18 protein-coding genes and 1 other RNA gene are annotated in these 24,354 nt (G+C 60.6%); 11 read left to right on the forward strand and 8 right to left on the reverse strand.

Annotated features, from left to right (window positions below; all coding sequences use genetic code 11):
- The first annotated feature begins 5 nt into the window (after nt 1-5).
- Complete coding sequence (locus BUA94_RS10230; protein WP_073012597.1) at nt 6-917, forward strand: LysR family transcriptional regulator; 912 nt, start codon at nt 6-8, stop codon at nt 915-917.
- A 3-nt stretch (nt 918-920) separates the two neighbouring features.
- Here BUA94_RS10230 and BUA94_RS10235 read toward each other — a convergent pair whose 3' ends face one another.
- Together BUA94_RS10235 and BUA94_RS10240 are read right to left on the reverse strand one after the other, a co-directional pair.
- Nucleotides 921-1,823 (reverse strand): DMT family transporter, encoded by a 903-nt coding sequence (locus BUA94_RS10235; RefSeq protein ID WP_208980045.1) that lies wholly within the window; start codon nt 1,821-1,823, stop codon nt 921-923.
- A 57-nt stretch (nt 1,824-1,880) separates the two neighbouring features.
- Nucleotides 1,881-2,675 (reverse strand): thymidylate synthase, encoded by a 795-nt coding sequence (locus BUA94_RS10240; RefSeq protein ID WP_073012601.1) that lies wholly within the window; start codon nt 2,673-2,675, stop codon nt 1,881-1,883.
- Between the two features lie 175 nt (nt 2,676-2,850).
- Between BUA94_RS10240 and BUA94_RS10245 the strand changes: the two genes are divergently transcribed.
- The 9 genes from BUA94_RS10245 to BUA94_RS10285 all read left to right on the forward strand — a co-directional run bounded on the left by BUA94_RS10245 (nt 2,851) and on the right by BUA94_RS10285 (nt 8,842).
- Complete coding sequence (locus tag BUA94_RS10245; RefSeq protein WP_139251079.1) at nt 2,851-3,378, forward strand: hypothetical protein; 528 nt, start codon at nt 2,851-2,853, stop codon at nt 3,376-3,378.
- Entirely contained in the window at nt 3,371-4,048 is a 678-nt protein-coding gene (locus BUA94_RS10250; RefSeq protein ID WP_073012607.1) for a PspA/IM30 family protein, read from the forward strand. The genes BUA94_RS10245 and BUA94_RS10250 overlap by 8 nt, the downstream gene beginning before the upstream one ends.
- 6 nt (nt 4,049-4,054) lie before the next feature.
- Entirely contained in the window at nt 4,055-4,744 is a 690-nt protein-coding gene (locus BUA94_RS10255) for a YqiJ family protein (RefSeq protein ID WP_073012611.1), read from the forward strand.
- A gap of 37 nt (nt 4,745-4,781) precedes the next feature.
- A complete protein-coding gene (locus BUA94_RS10260) occupies nt 4,782-6,566 on the forward strand; it encodes a flotillin family protein (RefSeq protein ID WP_208980046.1) in 1,785 nt (594 codons plus the stop codon).
- A 100-nt stretch (nt 6,567-6,666) separates the two neighbouring features.
- Nucleotides 6,667-7,029: a transfer-messenger RNA gene (gene ssrA / locus BUA94_RS10265) on the forward strand.
- A gap of 214 nt (nt 7,030-7,243) precedes the next feature.
- Nucleotides 7,244-7,798, forward strand: coding sequence for an SspB family protein (locus BUA94_RS10270; RefSeq protein WP_073012617.1), 555 nt, complete (start codon nt 7,244-7,246; stop codon nt 7,796-7,798).
- Nucleotides 7,799-7,832: 34 nt separating this feature from the next.
- A complete protein-coding gene (locus BUA94_RS10275) occupies nt 7,833-8,075 on the forward strand; it encodes a DUF4169 family protein (RefSeq protein WP_073012620.1) in 243 nt (80 codons plus the stop codon).
- 24 nt (nt 8,076-8,099) lie between these two features.
- Nucleotides 8,100-8,327: a ribbon-helix-helix domain-containing protein gene (locus BUA94_RS10280; protein WP_073012623.1), complete on the forward strand. Its 228-nt coding sequence runs from the start codon at nt 8,100-8,102 to the stop codon at nt 8,325-8,327.
- 77 nt (nt 8,328-8,404) lie between these two features.
- Nucleotides 8,405-8,842, forward strand: a complete 438-nt coding sequence (locus BUA94_RS10285) for a hypothetical protein (RefSeq protein ID WP_139251080.1) — start codon at nt 8,405-8,407, stop codon at nt 8,840-8,842.
- Nucleotides 8,843-8,848: 6 nt separating this feature from the next.
- Here BUA94_RS10285 and BUA94_RS10290 read toward each other — a convergent pair whose 3' ends face one another.
- The 4 genes from BUA94_RS10290 to BUA94_RS10305 all read right to left on the reverse strand — a co-directional run bounded on the left by BUA94_RS10290 (nt 8,849) and on the right by BUA94_RS10305 (nt 19,450).
- Nucleotides 8,849-12,997 carry an AsmA family protein gene (locus BUA94_RS10290; protein WP_073012630.1) on the reverse strand — a complete coding sequence of 1,383 codons (4,149 nt, stop codon included), beginning with the start codon at nt 12,995-12,997 and terminating at the stop codon, nt 8,849-8,851.
- A 114-nt stretch (nt 12,998-13,111) separates the two neighbouring features.
- Complete coding sequence (locus tag BUA94_RS10295) at nt 13,112-14,527, reverse strand: FAD-binding oxidoreductase (RefSeq protein ID WP_073012633.1); 1,416 nt, start codon at nt 14,525-14,527, stop codon at nt 13,112-13,114.
- A gap of 133 nt (nt 14,528-14,660) precedes the next feature.
- Nucleotides 14,661-17,417, reverse strand: a complete 2,757-nt coding sequence (locus BUA94_RS10300; protein ID WP_073012636.1) for a M16 family metallopeptidase — start codon at nt 17,415-17,417, stop codon at nt 14,661-14,663.
- A 224-nt stretch (nt 17,418-17,641) separates the two neighbouring features.
- Complete coding sequence (locus tag BUA94_RS10305; protein ID WP_073012639.1) at nt 17,642-19,450, reverse strand: chloride channel protein; 1,809 nt, start codon at nt 19,448-19,450, stop codon at nt 17,642-17,644.
- A 267-nt stretch (nt 19,451-19,717) separates the two neighbouring features.
- Between BUA94_RS10305 and BUA94_RS10310 the strand changes: the two genes are divergently transcribed.
- The gene (locus BUA94_RS10310) at nt 19,718-21,382 is read left to right on the forward strand and encodes a chloride channel protein (protein ID WP_073012641.1); all 1,665 of its coding nucleotides are present in this window, start codon (nt 19,718-19,720) and stop codon (nt 21,380-21,382) included.
- Nucleotides 21,383-21,397: 15 nt separating this feature from the next.
- Here BUA94_RS10310 and BUA94_RS10315 read toward each other — a convergent pair whose 3' ends face one another.
- Nucleotides 21,398-22,438, reverse strand: a complete 1,041-nt coding sequence (locus tag BUA94_RS10315) for a phytanoyl-CoA dioxygenase family protein (RefSeq protein ID WP_073012645.1) — start codon at nt 22,436-22,438, stop codon at nt 21,398-21,400.
- Between the two features lie 29 nt (nt 22,439-22,467).
- Entirely contained in the window at nt 22,468-24,282 is a 1,815-nt protein-coding gene (locus BUA94_RS10320; RefSeq protein WP_073012648.1) for an aminopeptidase P family protein, read from the reverse strand.
- Between the last annotated feature and the right edge of the window lie 72 nt (nt 24,283-24,354).

Consider the following 24,354-nt stretch of genomic DNA (forward strand, 5'->3'; position numbering starts at 1 on the left):
ACCACATGGAACTGAGGCATATCCGTTACTTCCTGGCGGTCGCGGAGGAGCAGAGCTTCACCCGCGCGGCCGAACGGCTCGGCATCGGCCAGCCCCCCTTGAGCCAGCAGATCAAGGCGCTGGAGGAGGAAGTCGGTACGCGGCTGTTTCGAAGGCTGTCCCATGGAACTGAGCTGACGGCTGCGGGTCTGGCCTTTCAGGAAAAGGTCGCGGCCCTGCCGGACATCGCGGTCCAGGCTGCTCTTCTTGCCCGCAAGGTCGCGGCCGGTCAGAGCGGCACCTTACGGATGGGCCTGACTGGGACTGCTGCGCTTAACCCGGTCATTCCCGCCTGTATCCGCGCCTACCGGGCAGCCTATCCGGATGTGGACATTGAAATCACCGAGGGAAACTCCGTGGTGCTGGCCTCCGCCCTGTCGGAAGGAAAGCTTGATACAGCGATCTTGCGCCCTTCCCGCTTCGACCCGGAAGAACTGGCCGAGGAAACCCTGATCGAGGAAGGACTTTTCGCTGCCTTGCCCGAGCATCATCCGCTGGCAGAAACCGGAGGGGTGATCGATCTGGCCTTGCTCCGGGATGATGCCTTCATCCTGACGCCCCGCGATGCCGGCATGAGCCTGCACGATGCGATCCTGAAGACCTGCGTCGAGGCTGGCTTCAACCCGAAGCTCGGCCCTCCTGCTCCTCAAATCGCCTCCATCCTGTCCCTCGTGGCGGCGGATCTTGGCGTGTCACTGGTCCCTGCCTCCATGGCAAGGCTCAATGTCCATGGCGTCGCCCTGCGCCCGCTTAAGGATGCCCATGACCCGGTCAGTCTGGCGGTTGCCTGGCGCAGGAGCCCAATCGCAGCCCTGCCGCAGAATTTCGTCCGCATTGCCCGGGCGACGGCCGCCTCACTCACCACATCGCTTGAGTGACACTCAGGCGGATTTCGCCACCTTGCGTCCACGCCAGAGGATGAACAGTCCGGAGGCAACGATCAGGATACAGCCCGTCACCATCGGCAGATCCAGCTGTTCTCCGAACAGGAAAATGCCAAGCGCCGCACCGAAGATCAGCCGGGAATAGCGGAAAGGCGTCACGCTGGCGACTTCGCCTGTCCGCATGGCCTTCATCAGCGAGGAATAAGCACAGGCGCCGACAAGAACCGCCAGGGCGATGAATCCGCCGCTCGCGAGATGAGGTACGACCAGCGGCACGCCCTCCCAGACAGACACGATAATGCCGGCTATCAGCACCGTGACGAAGCCGTAAAAGCCAAGGACATTGGTGCCCAGCGTGCGCGGGGCTGCACGGCTGGCGAGATCACGGCCGGCAAAGCCCAGCATCCCAAGAACCGCCAGAATGGACAGCGGCGAGAAGGCTTCAGCCCCGGGCCTCAGAATGATCATCACCCCAAGCAGTCCGATCGCGATGGCCGTCCAGCGGCGCCAGCCCACCTTTTCGCCAAAGACGAGAGCTGCTCCCATGACCACGACAATCGGCGTTGCCTGAAGAATGGCCGTGGCTGAAGACAAGGGCGTCAGAGCCAAAGCGAAGATGTAGAACAGGCGGCCCGTCAGCTCAAAGACGAAGCGGATCCGCATGGCTTTCGACAGTACGTCCGGAACAAAGAGCCGCTCGCCGCGAGAGGTAGCAGTTGCCGCAAAGACAACCGCACCGCCCAGGCCGAACAGCATCAGGATCTCGCCCACGGGAAGCTGCCTTGCGGCAGCCTTCACGAAGGTGTCCTCCAAAGCAAACAGCGCCATGGCCAGAACCATGAACAGGCTGCCGATGAAATTGGCTCTGGAGCCGGAGGGATGAGTATCAACAAGAGGCACGGCGGCACCTGTTCCGTCGAGGGAGGATCACCGCCCTGAATGCAAGACCTTGGTTGATCAGACCGCGATCGGTGCGGCGATATGCGGATGGGGATCGTAGCCGGTCAGCTCGAAGTCTTCATAGCGGAAGGCGAAGAGATCCGTGACATCCGGGTTCAGCTTCATCTGAGGCAGCGGGCGCGGCGCCCTGGTCAGCTGTTCGCGGGCCTGATCGAAGTGGTTGGAATAGAGATGCGCATCGCCCAGCGTGTGGACGAAGTCGCCCGGCGTCAAGCCGGTCACTTGCGCGATCATCATGGTCAGCAGCGCATAGGAGGCGATGTTGAACGGCACGCCGAGGAACACATCTGCGGAGCGCTGGTAGAGCTGGCAGGAGAGCCGGCCATTGGCCACATAGAACTGGAACAGGGCATGGCAGGGAGGCAGGGCCATCTCGTCAACCAGCGCCGGGTTCCAGGCAGAAACGATCAGCCGGCGGCTTTCCGGGTTCCGGGCAATCATGTCCAGGAGATTGGAAATCTGGTCGATGGAGCGGCCGTCCGGCGCTGGCCAGGAGCGCCACTGATAGCCATAGACCGGACCCAGGTTCCCATTCTCGTCCGCCCAGTCATCCCAGATCTTGACCCCGTGCTCCTTCAGATAGGCAATGTTGGTATCGCCTTTCAGGAACCACAGCAGTTCGTGAATGATGGAGCGCAGATGCAGCTTCTTGGTCGTGACCAGCGGAAATCCGTCTTCCAGATTGAAGCGCATCTGATGACCGAAAACGGACCGCGTCCCGGTTCCCGTCCGGTCCCCCCGGTCAGCACCCTCATCAAGAATTTTCGCCAGAAGATCGAGATACTGCTGCATTTTTCAGACCTGACAGGATTCTTCACCAAGGGGAGTCTGCTAGCAAATCTCCGCCGGAAATCCCAGTCACTTTCCCAAATCGGCAAATGAATTACATTTGAATTACAAAGGAATTGCAAAATCATACAAAATGCATTACAAACACGATATTGCAACACAATGGCAGATACCCCTCATGACCCAGAAATCGATTTCGCTCAGCGTCAGGTTATCGCCGGAGGATGCATCCGCACTCGCAACACTGAACATCCCCGAAGCCTCGACGCCCAGCGACAAAATTCGAACCTTGATCCGGAGAGCAAAAGACGGAGAAGCGCTGAACAACGACCCCTCTGCACATCTGAAAAGCGCAGAGAATGTCATGACCCATCTGCTCAGCCTCATTCAGCAAGCCGAGCAGGAGAAAAAGCAGCACTCGGAGCTCGTCAGCTATTTCCTCCAATGGCTTTCGAACACGACCGCTCATTTCCGTTTAATTCTATCGGATCTGGAACCACCCTTTTCTGACAAGCATCTGAATGAACTGGAACTGGAGATCGCAGCGCGTCAATTTCTGCTTCTCGAGAACACGCTTCGGCTTGCAGTCACAGGGAAAAGTCCCTGCTACGACCCCAATTTGATTGTGGCAAACAGCAAAACAACTTGTGATCTTGCCGCCCTCGTCGCAAAACATATTCAGAAACATGAGGAAAACCATGGCTGAGAATATTTCTGGCCGCGTGTCGCGGCTCATATCCGGAACGGCCCACTCCCTTGTGACCGCGGTTGAAAACATGGCACCAGAAATGGTCATGGAAGAAGCTATCCGGGAAGTCGACAGGGCGATTGATGACGTCCGCGCGGAACTGGGCAAAGTGCTGTCGAAGGCGCATATGGCCAATACCCGTCTGGCAGACGAAAACCGCAAGCACGACGAGCTTTCCGAGAAGATCAGGATTGCCTTGGCGGAAGGCCGGGAAGATCTTGCTGAAACTGCAGTTGCGCGGCTTCTGGACATTGAAGCCCAGGTCCCCCTTCTGGAAAGCACGATCGCAGAAACCCGCGAAGCCCAGGCTGAATTCGAAGGGTTCATCAAGGCACTTCAAGGCCGAAAGCGCGAAATGAATGAAGACCTGCAGGAATTCCGGGCGCAAAAGGCTTCCCAGTCCATTGCCGGCAAGGATGAAGCCGCAGCTTCCCCGAATGGCCTCAGCGCTTCTGTCGAACGCGCCGAAGACGCTTTCAACCGGGCAATGACGCAGGCCGGTGGAATTGCGAACCAGAGCACCTTCCAGTCACAAAAAGCTGATGCTGCGAAGCTCGCTGAACTTGACGAACTGGCCAGGAACAATCGGATCAAGGAGCGCCTCGCGGCCTTCCAGACAAAGGACTAGGCCAAAGTGCTGAATTTCCTTCTGGCTCCTGCCAATACACCCTTCGCCGTCGCTCTGGCGGTGATGCTGGCAATCGCGGCTCTCGAAGGCGTGACATCCATCTTCGGGCAGGCCCTGTCCAGCCTGATTGAGGGGTTTCTGCCAGATATGGACGCAGGCATTGACGTCGATGGCCCGCAAGCCATCGACGGCGAGCCTGCCCTGGGCGACTCTGCGCTTTCCAAACTGCTTGGATGGCTCCACATCGGCCGGGTCCCTGTTCTGGTTCTCCTCGTCCTGTTCCTGACCAGCTTCGGGATCAGCGGATATGTGCTGCAGGCGATATTCTCGAGCGTGACCCGTATCTACGCTCCTCAGATCATTGCGGTAGCGGCGGCTACAGCTCTGGCCATCCTGACCGTGCGCGCTCTAGGCGGTCTTCTCGGGCGCATTCTTCCAAGCGATGAAACAAGCGCAGTTTCCGGGGACAGCTTCATCGGAAGAATGGCAGTCATCATTCGCGGTTCAGCAACAAGAGGCAGTCCAGCAGAAGCCAAGCTGTTCGACCAGCACAGGGCAGCTCACTACATCCTTCTTGAACCGGACATCGACACTGAAGAGTTCAAAGCGGGAGAAACTCTACTGGTCGTCTCGCGCCAGGGAGCAATCTACCGCGCAATCAGAAACCCAAGCTCGGCAATGAGCGACGGATCGTAATTTCAAACCACTCGCGTTTCCTTGGGAGCGGCTCAAAATGCCGAATGATTCCATGTACAATCAACCAGTTTCCACGATCGACACATTGATATCGGTTCTTATCGTCACCGGCGTCATCATCATCGCCCTGTTGGCGATCGGCCTCATTCTCGCGCGGCTCTATCGCAGGGCCTCGAAAGAGGTCTCCTTCGTCAGAACCGGCCTTGGAGGGCAAAAGGTCATCATGAATGGTGGCGCAATCGTGCTTCCGGTCCTGCATGAAACCATCCCCGTCAACATGAACACCCTGCGGCTGGAAGTCCGCCGCGCCGACAACCAAGCCCTGATCACCCGCGACCGTATGCGCGTGGACGTGCTTGCAGAGTTCTATGTCCGCGCCCAGCCAACAGCGGAATCGATTGCAAACGCAGCCCAAACACTTGGCGTGAGAACGATGGACCCCAACGCCCTCAGGGAGCTCGTCGAAGGAAAGTTCGTCGACGCCCTTCGTGCGGTCGCCGCCGAGATGACGATGGAAGAGCTTCATGAACAGCGCGTCGCCTTTGTTCAAAAGGTGCAGGCGGCGGTTTCCGAAGATCTCCTGAAAAACGGCCTGGAACTCGAGTCCGTCTCCCTCACCGGCCTCGACCAGACCAACCGCGAGTACTTCAACCCCGACAACGCATTTGACGCGGCGGGTCTGACCCGCCTGACCAACGAGATCGAGAACAAGCGCAAACAGCGCAATGAAATCGAACAGGACACCCGCGTTGCCATCGAACTGAAGAACCTGGAGGCAGAGCGCCAGCGGCTTGAGATCCAGAGAGAGACCGAATACGCAAAGCTGGCACAGCAACGCGAGATCGAGATCCGCCGCGCCGCACAGATGTCTGAAATCGCTGCGGAGCAATCTGCAAAGAAGCGCGATGCCAGCAAGGCTGAGATCGAGGCGGAACAGCAAGTCGAATCCTCCCGCATTCTCGCTGAACGACAGATCGAGGAGCAGCGGATCGAACGCGAACGGGCTGTCGAAACCGCAAATATCGAGCGCCACAAGGCAATCGAGCTGTCCCGCCAGGAACAGTCCATTGCGATTGCCGAAAAGTCCCGCGCTCTGTCCGAGTCCGAAGCCGAAGCCGATCGTGCGCGGTCTCTCGCGGTCAAGGCCGAGGAAGACGTCGTAACTGTCCGCGAACGTGAAAAAGCAGAGCGTCAGCGTGCCGTTGAATTGATCGAAGCCCGCCGCCTTGCCGAGCAGGAAGCCATCAAGATCACCGTGGCAGCCGAGGCCGAAAAGAATGCCGCGCTTGATATCGCGGAATCCTTGAGAACACGGGCCAATGCCGAGGCAGAGAAACTCCGCATTGAAGCGGAAGGTGAGGCTGAAGCCGAAAAGCTGCGCGCTGCCGCAGCAGAGCTCCGCTACAAGGTCGATGCTGATGGTAAGACAGCGCTCAACCAGGCTGACAATCTGCTGAGCCAGGAAATCATCGACATGAAGATCCGCCTGTCTCTGATCGAGCGCCTCAGCGAGATTATCGCTCAGTCGGTGAAACCGATGTCCAACATCGATGGCATCAAGATCTTCCACATCGATGGGCTGAATGGCGGCGCCAGCTCCGGAGCAGGCGGCTCGTCAAGCGCCGAGACCCCGCAGCCGGCAGGATTGGCAGATCAGGTGGTTTCTTCCGCTCTGCGATACCGCACACAGGCACCACTTGTGGATGCGATTCTGTCTGAAGTTGGCCTCACCGGCGGACTTGAAGGTCTTTCCGCAGATCTGGCGAAGGGAGTTTCCAAATCCCAGAACGCGCCGAAGCCGGAAGCCGAGAAGAAGGCCTGACGCCAGCGGTGAATACGCGTCCCGGCGGCAGCATACCTGCCGGGACGGTCCACTCGAAACTCCGGGCCTCCGCCCTCCCAATTGGGCACAAAGTTGCGAGGGGGTTTCCTTTGCCGGGGAGAGCGCCTATATCAGGGCTGCTGGGTAACCAGCTACGGCAATAAACGGTCAGTGCAATAAACCTATCGGACCCGGGGGCGGTACCCGGCGCCTCCACCACAGGGCATCAGGCAAGAGCCAGGTGCCTTGCGGCGGGGGCGAAATAGGATCGACGAGGGCGTAAAGACTGTACTTTTGCTCGGCATTGTACCACCGTCATCGGGCTATCTTAATAGTTGCAAACGACAACTATGCTTCGGACGTCGCTGTCGCTGCGTAATGCGGTGCCAGTAGTCCACTAAAGCCCTTCCGGGTAGCACCGGAAGGCGGGGTCCGGAGGCACCTGGCAACAGAAGCCTCCACTTTCCCAAATATTCGCTTCTGATTGCCGGACTTCGCCGAACACTGACAAACCTTCTCCAAGGTCATGTGCGTTTGCTGCGATGCAACTGTGCTTTTCGTCTGCCTGTCCTGGCAATAATACGGGGGCGCAGCCAAATCGGGCCTTTCCTTTTGGGCCGCCAGACGGCAATGTGCGACAGAATCTTGAGTACACAACACACTTTCACGACGAGACGATGGCCGAAGACCTTCTCAGATACGACATCCTCATTCAGGACGCGCTGCGCGGCGCCGTAAAGAAGATCCTCGCCGAAGTGGGCCGGACCGGGCTGCCCGGTGAGCATCACTTCTACATCGCCTTCGACACCACCGCGCCGGGCGTGCGCATCTCACAGCGCCTGAAGGACCGGTATCCGCAGGAGATGACCATCGTCCTGCAGCATCAGTTCTGGGACCTGAACATCGGCGAACACGCTTTTGAAGTGGGCCTGTCCTTTGGCGGCGTGCCGGAAAAGCTGCTGGTGCCCTACACCGCGATCAAGGGTTTCTTTGATCCGTCCGTCCAGTTCGCGCTTGAATTCGACCCGGGCAAGACAGCCGAAGAGCTGCCGGAAGACCTTCTGGAAGCGGTCGAGGAACTCGCCCGCGCCGAGGAAACCGCCAACGCCACCTTGAAGACAACCAGCGGAGAAGACGGCGGCGACGACGGCACCGACGGTTCTCCGAAGGGCCCGAAGGCTGACACCGGCGGTGAAGTCGTCTCGCTGGACGCTTTCCGCAAGAAGACCTGACGCCCGGCCATATCCGGTCTGGAGGGAATGCGCCATGACTGCCGAGATCGTCAATCTCCGCCAGGCCCGCAAGCGCAAGGCCCGCAGCGAACGGGAGAAGACTGCTGACGCCAACCGTGCCGCCTTCGGACGCACCAAGGCAGAGCGGCAGCATTCCGAAAAAAGCAAGGCGCTTGAAACCTCACGGCTTGAGGCTCACCGACTTGACCAACGGGGTCTTGACCATCAGAGCCTCGACCATCCGGCATCCAGGACGTCTCCGGAAAAGCCGGACTGATCCGTCAAGGCCCAGACCATTCCAATGACCCTGTCGAAACGGTCCCTCAGCCTTCATGGACATCGCACCAGCGTCGCTCTGGAGCCCGAATTCTGGGCGGTGATCGACCGGGCGGTTGACCGCCGCACCATGTCCCTTGCGGGACTTGTTGCCGAGATCGACGAGGGGCGGGATCCGGACGACGCCCTGTCATCGGCTCTGAGGGTCTTTGCCCTGAAGGAAGCCCTTTCAGAAACACCGGACGGCTCGTGACCAGCAGCCAGACCGCGTCTCAAAGTCCAAAAACCTCTGCCTGCAAAGCCTCCCGCGGTACCCCGCTGCCGGGCATCATGCTTGTGTTGTTGGCTTTGCTTTTCACGGAAGGACTGCTCTGGAGCCTTTATGTGGTACCAAAGGCCATCGCGACCTATCAGAGCTACGGGTTTGTTCCGCTGACCTGGCGCAGGCTGGGCATTCCAGTCTTTGCACTGCCCTATGCCCTGCTTCTGAGTGTGCCTGGCACCCTTCTGCTCCACGCCCTCCTTAGGCGACAGCCGCCAAAGCAGGTGCTGCCTGCGCTCTTCATCGCAGCGACCGTGATCAGCTGCCTGCAGGCCCTCACGTTCCAGACCAGCTACAGCCTCGGCGCACTGCCCTATGGTTATGTCAGGGGCCCCGCCGCATTGACCAGCTTGATCCCAGGGGCTGTGTGGGGAAGTCTCTATGTGCTGATGGTGCAGTTCAAAATCCGCAGGATCACCGCAGAGGCCGGGATTGAGCAGACCTGAGGCTTCTCAGTTCGACGGGTAGGTCACGACCATGCCATTGGGCAGGGTCTTGTAACGCGGTGGGGCTGAGGATGCAGGACGCCGGGGCCTAATGACCGCACCGGATGCATCGGCTGCCGGTGCGGGCTCGCGGGCCTCCTGAGACGGCGGCGGCAGATCTGTGCTGCCCGCCGCGGGCAGGCCGAATTCACGGTTCAGGAGATCTTCCACAGACTGGGGTGCGTCCAGAGGCGGCAGGGAGCCTGTCGCATCTTCCGTTCCCCGGAGAGGTCCTGCAGCCGAATTGTCATTTGCGTTGTTCTGGATGACAGACCGGATCCGGTCCGCAAACTCTGCGGGGGTTTCCTCGACCGCCGGAGCCGATGTCCGGCCAGCGGGCGTGGTCTGTTGCTGGCGGAGCTTTTCTTCTGCCTCCCTGGCAGCCTCGGCAGCCTGGCGCTCTGCTTCCTGCCTCGCAGCCTCAACCTCGGCCGCCTTCTCGGCAGCGGCTTTTTCAGCGGCCTGCCTGGCAGCTTGCTCAGCAGCTTTCCGGGAGGCCTCTCTTGCGGCCTTTCGGGCAGCCTCTTCAGCAGTTGCCTTGTCCAGCGCCTCCTGCTTGGCACGCGCCGCGGCTTCTTCCGCTTGCCGCGCTTCGTCTTCCTTGCGGGCGGCGGCGGCATCTGCCTCCTGCTGCGCCTCAAGTTCAGCCTCGCGGGCCTTGCGGTCGCGCTCCTGCTTCTCCCGCTTGAGCTCCCGCATCAGGCGATCCCGTTCCAGGATTTCGGATTGAAGCTTCTCCACGCGCTCCACTTCCTGCTCAAAGGCGCGCAGGGTCAGGAAGGCAGTGAAGGGCGACGTATCGATTGTCCGGACCGGAGCTTCCAGCGGGCCGTTGAAGAGCAGCCCCACCTGAGGGTCGGCGCCAGTAACAGCATTCTCGCCCGAATCGACCTTGAGGGAGAAATCGGACTCCACCGTCCAATCGTTCAAATCGACCTGGGCCGAACCGAAGATGCCTGCATCCTTGGCATCCACGGAGATGTTTCTCGCGCTTGCCCGTCCGCCGACAATGGTCAAGGCACCTTCCAGCGTGTCGAAAGACAGGCTGCCCGCATCAAGATAGCTCAGGAACAGATCCCGGATCTTGTCTTCGTTCAGATCCATCCCGGCGTCGGTTGCCCGCATGACCAGACCAAAGGCTTGCGGGCTCAGGCTCCTGAGTTCCCCCTGCCGGATCTGGAAAGTCCCGCCCCCGGTCAGGCCGGAGACCATGGCAGAAATGGAGCGGCCCGCTCCCTCGAAGTCGGCGACGAGATTGAGATCGCCCGTCGCGACGGAGCGCCCGGCGCTCTGCCAGACGAGAGACTGAAGTGCCGCATCCGTCAGCTTCAGATGGCCGGAAACAGACGCCTCTGCACCTGACCGGCGGATCGCCACCGTGCCATTCAGCTTGCCTCCGGCGTAGTCCCCGGAAACTCCGTCCAGCCGCATCATGCCAGGTGTCAGCCGCAGCTCGGTGCGCATATTCTCCAGAAGCACATCCTCGTCGAACAGCATCTCACCGGCGCTGAGATCGACCGTCAGGTCCGTATTGCCGAACAGCGGGTTACCGAAGGAGCTGGAAGGCCAGGCGCTGCTGCCGTTGCCGGCAGAAGCCCATTGATCCGCACCAAGAATGGCTTCGCTCAAGTCCTGGAAATCGACGGACGACAGATTGAACGTGCCCTTCACCCGGCGGCTGGTTTCCCCAAACGGAGGCTGAAAGTCGCCTTCCAGGCGGCCATCGGCTGAAACCCCGGCAACGGTCCCCGCGACATTCTCCGCTGTGAAGGCGGTGCCCTTGCCATTCAGATCAAGGCTCAAATCAGCAGGGATCTCACCGGACAGGACCGGCATCATGTGGCCTGCCAGCAGAGCGAAGGGGGAGATATCCGGCACGGCAGCCGTGATCGCCAGTTGATAGACAGGGTCCTTGCCCGCCATCAACCGCAGAGATCCATCAGCAGTCAGGGCCGCTTCACCTGCATTGCCCTGAAGCGCAACATCCAGCCCATCTTCGGGGCGGCCACGAGCGGTCACGGTCAGATCCCCCTGCCCCAAGTCGTCGACGGGCAGAATGTCGAAGCCAAGCTGGCGGAAGATCTGTCCGCCATCCGGACCACTCAGATGCAGGGATCCATCGACATCCGCATCATGCCACTGATCGACACGGCCTTTCAGGCTGCCCTTGAAGCTGGTTTTCACACCGCCCGCCGTGCCGTCCAGCGATACGTTGACATCGGAGCTGTCCCCGGCCGCCGAAGCATCCAGCCGGGCGTTGAAACGGGCAGGCACCAGAAAATCGGAAGCCTTGGCGAGCTGGCCAACCACGACATTGTCCGGCAGGGCCTGCCTGAGAAGAGAAACGATCCCCTCCAGATCGGTTGCCGCAAGCGTACCGCTCAGGGCCCCTTCTGGCGCACTGTCAAGATTGGTCACCTGACCGGAGACATCCACCTGGGCACCTGCAAGGTCATCCGCATAGAGCCGGTCGATGCGAAGGCTGCCATCGGCATAGCCTGCCTCCAGCTCCAGCCTGCGGCCTTCCGCGCCGCGCAGCTTCACCTGCCGCGCACTCACCCTGAGCGACACATCCGGCTGCCCCCCTTCACCCGCCGTGTTCGGGAAAAGGCCCGCAAGTGTCTCCAGCTGGTCCACATCAAGCGTATCGGCATCAAGGCTCAGCGAGAATTCCGGATTGCCGCTGACTGGCTGGCGGTAGGAAAGTCCACCCCTGGCGCTGGTCCCATCCAGTCCAAGACGAAGATCATCCAGAGCGGCACCGCCCGGAACGATGCTCACCCGCCCCTGAACGGATACGGGCTGCATGGTCGACACCCCGTCGCCCGTGCCCTTCCACCAGGAAACGAAACTGCCCGGCTGATCGGACGTGAGTGCCAGATTTCCGCGATAGGTCACATCCGGCAGCAGACCGAGATCACCATCAGTGGCAACAGTGGTCCGGCCGGGCATCCGCGCGGCAAGGCGGGCGACCCGCCAGCCCCCCAGCATCGTCTCAAGATCCAGCCTTGCATCCTGAACCAGCCCGCCACCGACGACAACGGAGGGCACATCCAGTGCAATGACGCCACGGATATCCGGGACAGGAACCTTCGAGAGGGCTGCCGTCAATTCATTGACCGCATCCGGCAGGCTGGCCGGTTTCTGGGGGCCGCCGCCAAACAGGCGGTCCAGATCCAGCTGGTTTGCCTTGCCGCGTATATCGAACCGCTGCGCGCCGGTCAGTGTCAGATTGGCCCGCCCTTCCAGGCTCGCTGTCCGGTCTTCCGGGCCATAGCGGAAATCAAAGGACGGAACGTCCAGTTCTTCCGCATCCAGCTTGAATTGCCCCTTGGCAGACCAGCCATTCGCCCCCTCAGCCGCAGGAGCCAGCAAGGCCATGGAGAAAGATCCTTCATAGACCGGAGAGGCTTCCTCATGTGCCAGCACCCCATCCGAGGAAAAGGTCACGGGAATGTTGGACGGGGTCAGGTCCGCCTTGACGCGGATCGATCCATCTTCCTGGCGGCGGCCTGTGGAAATGCGCAGGGAATAGGGATCTCCCTCGCTCGACAAGGTGCCGTCCACCTTGAAGGGTCCAGCCAGCGAACGGCCAGACACCAGGAGATTGGCATCATCCAGTCTGCGGGTCATACCATTGCGGGCATCGATGATCGAGACGGCCCCATCGGTAATGGTCACATTCTCGAAGGCAACATCATCGTCCGGAAGGCCAGAAAGAGCGCTTTCATGGCCCATGGCAGTCAGCCAGTCGAGACGGCCATCCTCATCCAGACCGAGGGTCAGGTGCGGCCGCTCCAGCTCCATGTCGAGCACGCGGATCTCGCCCTTGAGAAGCGGCGGCAGTTCGATCCGCATCTGAAAACGCGAGACGACGAGAAGCGGATCTTCCGCCTCCCCCACGCGCACATCCGTAAAGGTCACCGAGGGCGACGGCAGAAGCTGAAGGTCCGCGTCGCCAAGCACCGTGACCTTGTGACCGAGTGTCCGCTCCGCATAGCTTTCGAAAGTGGACCGGTACATGGACCAGTCAACGAAAAACGGGCCTACCAGCGCCGTGACCAGCACCAGAATGATCGCGACACCAATGGTGATGTAGACCGAATTCAGACCCATTCCCTCGACTTCCTGCCCTCGGCAAAACTCCACTGTTCAAGCGGTTTCCACTCGAATCGTCACGATATCATGACATGTCCCGCCCGCGGGCCATACCCGCGGGCGGGGAACGCCTCAGGCCGGGGGAAGAACCTTGCCCGGGTTCATGATGTTCTTCGGGTCAAGCGCTGCCTTGATGGCGCGCATCGTGTCGAGCGCTGGCCCGTGTTCCCGCTTCAGATACTTCATCTTGCCCTGCCCGACCCCATGCTCGCCGGTGCAGGTGCCGCCCATATCGATCGCACGCCAGTTGAGCCGCTCTACAAAGGCTTCTGTCGCAGCGATCTCGTCCGGATTGTTCTCGTCAACCAGCACCAGAACGTGGAAATTGCCGTCACCGACGTGGCCCACGATCGTGCCCAGAAGATTGTTGTCCAGAAGATCCTGCTTGGTCTCCATCACGCATTCGGCAAGGCGCGAAATCGGCACGCAAGTGTCCGTGGAAACACCCTTGGCGCCCGGACGCAAAACGAAGGACGACCAATAGGCATCATGACGGGCAGTCCAGAGCTGGGTGCGCTCCTCGGCCTGAGCAGTCCACTGGAAAGTGCCACCACCGCAATCCTGGGCAATGGCTTCAAACAGCTCAGCCTGTTCCTTCACACCGGCTTCCGTGCCGTGGAATTCCAGGAAGAGCGTCGGCGTTTCCTCAAGGCTCAGCTTGGAATAGGCGTTGCAGGCCTTCACCTGCAATTCATCGAGAAGCTCGATACGAGCGACCGGAAGACCGCACTGAATGGTCATGATGACTGCATTACAGGCAGATTCGATATCCGGGAAAGGACAGACCCCGCCGGAAATCGCTTCCGGCTGCCCGAAGAGACGGAGCGTTAGTTCGGTGATCACGCCGAGCGTTCCTTCCGAGCCCACGAACAGACGGGTCAGATCGTAACCGGCCGACGACTTCTTTGCCCGTCCACCGGTCTTTATGATCTCGCCGCGGGCGGTGATCACTGTCAGGCCCAGAACCACATCCTTCATGGTGCCGTAACGCACAGCGTTCGTGCCGGAGGCCCGGGTGGCAGCCATGCCGCCAAGGCTTGCATCGGCACCCGGATCGATCGGGAAAAACAGGCCGGTATCGCGCAGAAAGGCATTGAGCTGCTTGCGGGTCACGCCGGCCTGGACCCGGCAGTCCAGATCTTCCGCATGAACTTCGAGGATCTGGTTCATCCGGGAAAGATCGAGCGAGATGCCGCCGCCCGGCGCATTCACATGGCCTTCGAGGGAAGAACCGGTGCCGAAGGGGATCACCGGTACGCCATATTCATGGCACAGGCGCACGACCTCAGCAGCCTCTTCCGTGCTTTCGGCAAACACCACGGCGTCCGGTGCCTGGTTCGGAAGCCAGGTGGTGGTGTGACCATGCTGCTGGCGGACCGCACCGGAGGTGGAGCAGCGATCGCCGAACTTGCTGCTCAGGATATCGACGACAGCTGCGACTGCATCTTCATTGCGGGAAACGGAAACTTGCATGGCCGCCAGCGACATTCGTTCTACTCCTCCAGAGTGCCTGCCCCTGGATCCGGGACAAGATCAAATTTTGCAGCACCCTAGCAAAGTTACCTTGTTCACCAAAGACTTCTTCTTGGGCGTTTCAATCAACTTGAGCTCTGGTCCGGCATTAGCCGTCTTTTGGCAACCGGACCATGATCGAGAGATTGTCGAGCTGGAAAGCTTCACGGGCAAACCCCGCAAGCCGGTCAGCCGTCAGTTCAGCGCCCAATCCGGTCATACGGTCGAGATATCCTGCGTCCCCATAGCGGCGGTAGCTCAGCGCAAGACGCCGCAACCAGGTGTTCGGATCGCGCAACCTGGTCTCTTCCGCAAAGGCGATATCGGAACGGATCCGCTCAAGATCGGCAGCCAGAACCGTTTCCGGCATCTGCTTCAGAACACCGAGTGCGGCCTGAACCAGCTCTTTGCTGCGCGCCGGATCGCAGACAAAGGACAAGGTGCCGATGATCCTGTCCGTATCAGGATCAAGCTCCAGCTCGAAGCGGGTGGAATAAACTCCGCCGAGCTCATAGCGCAGCTCGGTCTTCAAGGCTTCCTGGGTCAGCGGCGTAATGGTCGACAACAGGAAACTGTCTTCAGGTGTCCAGGACCTTGGCGCAAAGAACGAAACCTTCACCTCGGCCCGATTGCTGGGAAGTTCACGAACCTCTGTCTGATGGACACCGGGGCGTTGCAGGGCCGGAGCAGGTGTGAGCGATGCAGAACGGGGAAGCGCACCAATCACAGAGACAAAATCTTCCAGCGACTTGCCTTGAGGAGCAGGCCCAACGGCAAACCACTCCACAGGCGCATTGATCAATCCTTCGGCGGCAGCTGCAAGCTGATCCCCGGAGACATCCCGCAGGCTCTCGACGCCGGTGCGAGCGGCCGTGTCCCCGAAAACGAACTCGGAATATGCCTGCCCTTCCTCACTGGCATGGCCAGCCTGTTCCGCGAGGTCCGCGACTGCCTCTTCCCGGATGAAGCCGAAACGGACCATCGCAGCATAGCGTTCGGCAAGTTCCGGAAGCTTTTCCGGATTCATTGCAAGACCAATGTCGAGCACGCCATCCTTCAGGGCCCAGCTCCAACCAGGTGCCTGATCCTTTGACCAGCGTTCATTTTCCTGCTGTGACCAGAAACTGAACCCGCTCTGTTCCCAAAGCTGCAGGGCGGCCTGTGAGAGAGCGCTGCCAAATTCGGCATTCATGTATCCGGGCGCCGAGCGGCCGGAGAGATAGACCTTGCCATCCGGCGTCGGCCGCTCCAGCCAGATCAGACGGTCGCCGTTGGAAAGCGTCCAGTCCATCACATTCGGCCCGCCGCTTTCCCGCGTAGCGACGATCTTACCATCCCGGCCGAGTTGAGCGGCTTCCGGCCACACAGGCAGTGGAATGTCCTCGGGCGTATTTGCGGCCTCCGGGATTGGCGGCAGATCCGGCAGTGTCTCCATAGACGCAAGCTGATCACGCAAGGCGGCGATGTCAGCCGCCTGCGGCAAAACGCGCTTCTGGCCGCCCGGCACCTGATAGAAAAGCACCTGATCCGGCTCGGCCAGCAGGGCACGCATCCGCTCGTTCAATCCTTCAAGGGTGATCTGATCCAGCAACAGGGATGTGCGCCGGGACTTTGCGGCAGGAGCATCCAGCACGGAATTCGTCAGGATCGCCGACGTGATCTTGTCTTCCCATTCGGCAAAGGTCCGGCTTTCAGCCGCCTTGATGTTGTTCTGGTTGATGCGGCGGGCCCGCGCCATCAGCTCCTCGAAGGCCTTTTCATCCAAGCCGTCCCGGCGGAGCCTTTCGACGGCTTCAAGCAGGATCTTCCAGCCACGGTCATGATCATTGGTCCGTGCGTTGAAGGCCAGAACAAGCCGCTCCTCTGTCGTTTCCTGCACCACGAAGGTCAAGGAATCGACATCGCGGGCATAGTGGTTAGCCTGTTCCTGCATCTCCTCACGCATCAGCTTGGAAAGGAAATACTTCTCCAGATAGGCACGCTGGCCAGCCTCTGAAATCCGGGGAGGAACCTTGACCCGGAAGGCATAGGTCACCTGCGAGCTGCTGCCGGCCGGATCCTGAACCAACCCCGTCGTCAGCGTGTCTTTGAGCGGGAGAACCAGATAGCTGCGGTCCGGACGCGGCTTGCTCTCCGCCGGGCCAAAATGCCGTTCCAGGCTAGCTATAGCCAATTGAGGATCAACACGGCCCGAGATCACCACGCTCATGTTGGACGCCACATAAAACCGGTAGTAGAAGTCACGCATGTCTGCCGCCGTCATGGCTTCGACATCTTGCAACGTGCCGATCGTCGGTCTGCCGACAAACCGGGAGCCGACCCGAAGAAGTTCCTTCTTCTGACGGCTGAGGCGGCTGGCCGCCCCCTCTCCCCGGCGCATTTCTTCAAGAACGACGAAACGCTCCTTGTCCCAGTCTTCTTGCAGGAGCTGCGCGTCGAACAACATGTCCGCAAGGAAAGCGAGAGACTGGTCCAGATCCAGCGCATCATCTGGCCGGGTTCTCACCATGAACTGGGTTTCCGTTTCCCGTGTCAGGGCATTGATCTGAACGCCCGTACGCCAGCCGATCTTCTGGAAGTAGCGATGCAGGGTTTCCGGATGATCCTTTGTCGACTGGAACACCATGTGTTCAAGCCCGTGGGCCAAACCACTCGGGCCTTGCTCATCTGCAGACCCCGCATGAACGATCAGGCGGATATTGAAAGGTTCGCCCGCCTTGCCGCTGTCATGGATGAAATAGCGAAGGCCATTGCCCAGTTCGCCAGTAACCACACGCGCGTCCCATTCGGGTTCTGCCGCCGATGCGACCGGCCCGGCAAGGATCACCAGAAAGAAGAAGGCGAGCAAACGGCTCATGCGCTGCATGGGGAGTGTTCCTGTGTCTTGGGCGGAAACGGACAGATCTGTCGGCCGGACCCTATAAAACAGGAGTAATAAACTCAACTAATGAAAACCACAGTCAGCGCAGCAGCTTGATCCCTCTCCTCCTTTTCCACCGGCATTGCGTCACACCTTGTCCCTGGAAACAAAAAGCCGCTTCAGTCTCCCGAAGCGGCTTTCCAGACTTGGCGTGATCCTCGGATCCAGGATCAGTCGTAGTGGTTGGCGATCACCGCATCGGCAATTTCGGTGCGGTCGATGATACCGACCACATCTTCGACGCGGGGCACACCGGAGCCGCCATCCAGAATGATCGCATAGCTGCGGCCACGCTGGTTCATACGGGTGATGATCGTGTTCAGGATCGAGTTCTTGGGCGAGATCACATAGTCCGTGCTCAAGAGATCCTTCAGGGTCTGGCCCGAAATCCGGTCCGCCAGATAGGGCACGGTTCCGAAGCGCACGAAACCGGCAATGCGGGAACCGTCCGCCACGATCACGTGCTCGGAACCATCCTGTGCGACGGCTTCGAGCGCATCACGCACCGGCATGTCCTGCGGCAGAACCTTGAAATTGGTCGCCATCAGTTCGGTCGCCGGGCGCACCAGATACATGTTGGTGTGTCGGTTCGTCGGGATCGGCTTGCCACGGTTGCGCAGCTTGATCGTGTAGATGTTGTCCTGGATCAGCCAGCGGCGGACACCCACGGCAACGGCAACGGCCAGAACCAGCGGCACGATGACGTTATAATCGCGGGTCATCTCGAAGATCATGACAATCGCGGTCATCGAGGCACCGGTCGCCCCGCCGACAAGAGCCCCCATGCCGACGAGAGCAAACTCGGCCGCCATGAAGCCATGGTCCGGGAAGATATAGGCGCCAGCAACACCCACGAGACCGCCAAGGGTCGCGCCGATGAAGAGCGACGGCGAGAACACGCCGCCAGAGGCGCCCGCACCCAGGCTGACGGAAGTTGCAAACACCTTCGCAACCAGCAGACAGCCGAGCAGGATGAACGTGTAGGGCGTGCCGTTCAGGATGTCCTGAATGGTCGCATAACCAACACCAGCGGTATGGTACTGGCCGGTGGTGGTGAAGAACACATAGCTCAGCGTGCCGATGATCAGCATGCCGATGATGTTCTGGGTGTAGTCATTGCCCGGAAGCGCCGGGAAGATGTCCTCGCACTTTGCCAGAACGCGAATGAAGGCCCAGGACACAATACCAGCCAGAACGCCGAGGATCGCGAAGAACACCAGCTGCACCGGATCGATGGCTTCATGCACGTCGATATTGGCGATCGGAACGAGGAAGGCCGGGTCCAGGCCGAAGGCGATCCGGCCGGCGTAGGTGGCGGTTGCCGTCGCAACGACCACTGGCAGGAATGTGCGGTTGCTGACTTCCGGCAACAGCATTTCAACGGCAAAAAGCACCCCGCCCAGCGGCGTGTTGAAGGTCGCGGCAATACCTGCGCCAGCACCAGCGGACAGCAGGGTGATCTTCTGCCAGCGCACAAGATTGAGCATGCGGGCGATGGACGAGCCGAAAGAGGCACCGATCTGGATGATCGGGCCTTCACGGCCGACGGAGGCGCCGCTGCCGATGGAAATGGCAGAAGCCAGAGACTTCACCACAGCCACAATGCCGCGCACATCGCCATTCTTGTGATAGATCGCGAACATCACTTCCGGCACGCCATGGCCCTTGGCCTCCGGCGCAAAGGTCTTCACCAGGAAGACCACGATCAGGCCACCGATTACCGGGGCCAGAATGATGAAGATGCCGAACGGGCTCGGATCGCCGAACTGATTTGCATCATATTCGAACGAGATCGTTCCGTAGTAGAGGAGATTGTGCACGAAGGAGATCAGATAGCGGAAAACCACGGCTCCGAAGGAAGCGACCAGGCCGATCACGAAGGCGATCATGCACATGGTCGGAACGGAGAAGACACGGCCTTCCGGCAGCTGACTGTCGATGTTCACGGCTTTGGCAGCCGCAGGTTCTGGTGAAGACATTATAGCCCAGCTTTCACGGGTCAGGGGGAAATGACGGCATAAACCGCCAGAATGGACTGCCCCCGGCGCGCGGGGCGGCTGCCGGGCACGTCAACGAGCAGATCGGGTGGTGAGGCTTCGTCCTGACTCTTGTGCCCTTGAAAATCAAGGGATGATCAAAGTTTTTTTTGAGCCGATCCCTGAAAGCAATGCAATGGGCCTTGCAAGCCGCTCTTTTCACTGAGATTCTTGATCAAAGACCAGTTTGGGAGGGCTGCGGCCGGGATCATGGCGCAGAACAAGACAGCCGGGCGGAGGCTCATCGAGCCGCTCGCCACAGCAAGCCGGATCATTGTTGCGACCTCCGCAGCAAACCTTCGGACGTTCTCTGCCCTCAAGCATCCGGTTGTCTGGGCGCTTGCACCTTTCATCGGCGCTTTCGTTGCCCTGGCCGCCATTCTCTTCCGCGAAGGGATCGGCCTGGTGCAGCTGCTCTGGCTTGGCACCCGCTCGGAAACGGTGGTCACCGCCGCTGCCTCCATTCCCTGGTACTGGGTTGTCGCCGCCCCCTGCGCCGGCGGTCTTGCGGTCGGGTTGATCCTGCAATTCCTCCAGCCCATGCAGCGCACCTACTCGGTCGCGGATGTGATCGAGGCGCGGGCGCGGGGCGGTGAAGGCCTCCCCTTCTGGGCGGGCATCAGCTCAGCCCTGATCACCATGTTGTCCCTCGGCTCAGGCGCCAGCGCCGGACGTGAAGGGCCGGTCGTGCATCTTGGTGCGACCATCGGCACCGCCCTGTGCAAGGCTTTCAACCTGCCTCATTCTGCAAGGCGCCTGCTCTTGGCCTGCGGCGTTGCCAGCGCCGTGTCAGCCTCGTTCAATGCCCCGATTGCAGGCGTTCTCTTTGCCCATGAGGTCATCCTCGGACATTACGCCCTGTCTGCAATTGGCCCCATCGCCGTGTCTGCAGTGGTCGGAACCCTGCTCACCCGCCTCTGGTTCGGAGACGTCGCCGCCTTTGTCATTCCGGGTCACCAGATCACGTCCTATCTGGAACTGCCGGCCTTTGCCCTGCTCGGCCTGACCTGCGCTGTCGTGGCCATCCTTCTACAATTCGCGCTGATCGGCACAGACTGGGTTGCCCGTCACATTCACATGCCGACCTGGGCAAGACCGATGGTGGGCGGGGCAGCCGTCGGAACCATTGCCCTTGCCTATCCGGAGATCCTTGGCGTCGGCTATGAGACGACGGATGATGCCCTCAAGAACAATCTGCCGCTGGATCTGATGCTGACCCTCCTGGTGGTCAAGACTGCGGCAACGGCCATCACGCTAGCCTCCCGTTTCGGCGGCGGCATCTTTTCGCCCTCCCTCTACCTCGGAGCCATGACCGGCGGTGCCTTCGGGCTGATCGCCGCCTCAGCCTTTCCGGAGCTGGCGTCAAGCGAGGGGCTCTATTCCATTCTCGGCATGGGCGCTGTGGCAGCAGCGGTGCTGGGCGCCCCTGTGTCCACGACCATGATCGTGTTCGAACTGACCGGCGGCTACGCCTTGTCCATCGCGCTGCTCCTCACCGTCTCCATCGCGACCGGTCTGACCCAGGCCATTCACGGCAAGTCCTTCTTCGTCTGGCAGCTGGAAATGCGCGGCCTCAGCCTTGGCAGTGGCAGCCACACCTATTTCCGGGACAGGGCAAGGGTTAGCGATTTCATGGAGCCGCTGCCGGAGGACATGTCCAATGAGCTGTCGGCTCACGCCAATAGCGCCTCAGCCCTGCAGACAACGGACACCCTGACAAAGGCGCTCAGGAGTTTCGATGAAAGCGGTGCAAGTGTCCTGCCGGTTGTCGCCCCTTCAACGCCCGATGTGGTGATCGGCCTTGCCCGGCATGTGCGGGCGCTCGGCCACTTCAACAAGGCCTTGATCGAAGAGAGCGAAGAGGCCCACAGATAGGCCCCTTGCTGCGGCTTAACCGTTCCAGCTGCGCGGCGGATCGAGCGGCTTGACCTCGCCAACGCCAGGCTGGCCGGTCGGGCGGCCGGTGCGCATTTTCCAGTTGTTCACCGCATCGTGGATTTCCGCCTGACGCCAGCGCAGACCCGGAATGTTGAACACATCCAGCCCGGGCAGCGGCGCAAAGGGATTGCGGCGCAGGGACCCATAGATACCGAGACGGACCGTTGGGCGAAGGCTCAGGCCGCGGGCATGGAACCCGTGGGTATCGGCCACGACAAGCGTGTTGGCCGGAACAGCCACCTTGACCGGAGCCCGGTATCCAAGGGTGGCCAGTTCCTCGTCGGTGATCCGGAAGGAGCCTAGAGAATGCATGCTGCGCGCGCCGCTGGACGCGCTCAAGGCTTGCTCCCGCTCCCAGGCAAGCCGCTCCGGCGTCATGCGGTGCGATCCGGGAACATAGGTGAAAGGCCCGCCATCTTCCGGCACGTCCGACAGGAAATACCAGCACTTGGAGGTGGGCTGGAACGTGTCGGAATGGAAAACCGTCTGGGGATCCCGCGGGCCGCGATCCGGTTCGGCAAACACCGTATGGATGAATGTGATCGGGTCCGCATTCCAGGACCCGACATAGCGCAACAGACCCTGGAACAGGGGACCGGTGACCAGCGCGCCAAACTCCGGCAGCTCCCGGATCATCTTGCGGGTGATGGGCGTGAACCTCGTGACCGCATTGCCCTGAAGCATTTCCTGGGCGGCAAAGGCGTTCTCGATCACCTCATGCTTCAGCTGCTCGAAGGCTTCAGGCGGCAGCACATCACGCACGATGACATAGCCATCGCGCTGATAGGCTTCCGCATGTTCCTTGGACACCATGCGCCGCATGAGGCTGCGGCGGAAGTCAGACATGCGCTCGGCTGTCATCAGCCGCTTTTCGTGCAATCCCCGCTCATTGAGCCAGGTGCTGCCGATCAGCGGATTGTCCTTGAAGGACTTTGCCCCGCTGGCCAGGGAAGCTGCCCAGAGCGGAGCCTTCAGAATATCAATCGCGCGCATGCCCAAATCCTCAATGAAACACTCCTCTTTTACAGAGGAGCGGTCGCTTCCTCAAGCCAGCTCAGAGACTTGTCGTCGAGATGAGGCGCGAGCGTGTCGAGCACCTTGCGATGATAGGCATTCAGCCAGGCCAGTTCGCTGGCAGTCATGAGCGCCACATCGACAAGCCGCCGGTCGAAAGGCGCGAGGGTCAGCGTCTCGAACCCCAGCATCGGCCGCTCGCCGCCGGGAATGCCGGCAGCAGCTGTCACCAGCTCCAGATTTTCCAGGCGGATGCCATACTGGCCTTCCGGATAATAGCCCGGTTCATTGGAGAGGATCATGCCAGGCTGAAGAGGCACAACGCCGGTCTTGGCGATCCGCTGCGGCCCTTCATGCACCGACAGATAGGACCCGACGCCATGGCCGGTACCATGGTCGAAATCCAGCCCCGCCTTCCAGAGTTCGATCCGGGCAAGCGTGTCGAGCTGTGCGCCCGTCGTGCCCGCCGGGAAACGGGCAGAAGAAATGGCGATATGCCCCTTCAGAACCAGAGTGAAATGCCGCTTCATTTCCGCGGAGCATTTCCCCACCGCCATGGTGCGGGTGATATCGGTGGTTCCATCCACGTATTGGGCGCCGCTGTCGATCAGGAACGGACGGCCAACAGGGATCATCAGGTTGGTCTGACGGCTGACGCGGTAGTGACAGATCGCGCCATTCTTGCCTGCACCGGAAATCGTGTCGAAGGAGATGTCCTTGAGCACGCCGGTTTCGGCGCGGAAATGCTCCAGCTTTTCAGCTGCGCCGATTTCATCCAGTTCCCCGGACGGGGCAATATCGTCGAACCAGGCCAGGAAGCGGACAAAGGCGGCCCCATCACGGACATGTGCCGCCTTGCTGCCGGCGATTTCGGCGTCGTTTTTCACGGCCTTCGGCAGGAGCACCGGATCGCTGGCCTCGATCACTCGGCCGCCCTTGCCGGTCACGGCCAGGGCAATCCCCTCGCCCGCAAGACCTGGATCGAGCATGACAGCCCGTCCTTCAGCACCAAGCGCTTCCAGGGCAGGACGGAAGCCGGACGGCTCATTGATCTCGGCAAGGCCGCTGAGCGCCTCGCGCACCGAGTTCGACAGCTTGCGCCCATCGATGAACAGGGTCGGCTTGCCCGTGTCCGGCAACAGCGCAAAAGACAGGGGCAAGGGAGTGTGCGACACATCTGAGCCGCGAATGTTGAAAAGCCAGGCGATGGAGTCAGGCTGTGTCAGCACACAGGCATCCGCACCCTTGGCCGCCACATCCGCCTGGATCCGGGCGATCTTTCCGGCAGCGTCTGCGCCCGCATATTTCTCCGGATGCAGCTTTACCGCTCCAACCGGAGCCTCGGGACGCCCTTCCCAAACTGCATCGACCGGATTGTCCTCCAGCAGCACCAGCTCCGCACCTGCGGCCGAACAGATCTCACGCAGGCGCCGCACTTCACGCACCGTGTGCAGCATGGCGTCAATGCCGAGCCTCTGCCCCTTGCGCAGCCGCGAAGAAAGCCAGTCCGTCACCGGTTCATTGATCAGATGGCGGGCAGGAAAGACACCAAGATCGACCTGATCGGCAACCTGGATCGTGTAGCGCCCGTCAACAAAGATCGCTGCCTCATCACCGAGAACAGCTGCCATCCCCGCCGAGCCGGTGAAGCCGGTCAGCCATTGCAGCCGGCAGTCACAGGGCGGCACATATTCGCCTTGATGGGCATCAGCCCGCGGAATGAGAAAGCCATCAAGCGCGAGACGCTTGAGTTCGGACCGCAAGAGCGCCGCCCGCGGCGCCCCGACAGAAGGATCGGTGTGATCTTCGAAGGACTGGAACATGCGCTGAAGCTATGCCCGCTCCAGATGCCAATCAAGCTGGAAAACAATGGGGGGCACATGTCTCCCATAGTT

It is taken from the genome of Roseibium suaedae, from assembly GCF_900142725.1.
Classification (GTDB): Bacteria; Pseudomonadota; Alphaproteobacteria; order Rhizobiales; family Stappiaceae; genus Roseibium; species Roseibium suaedae.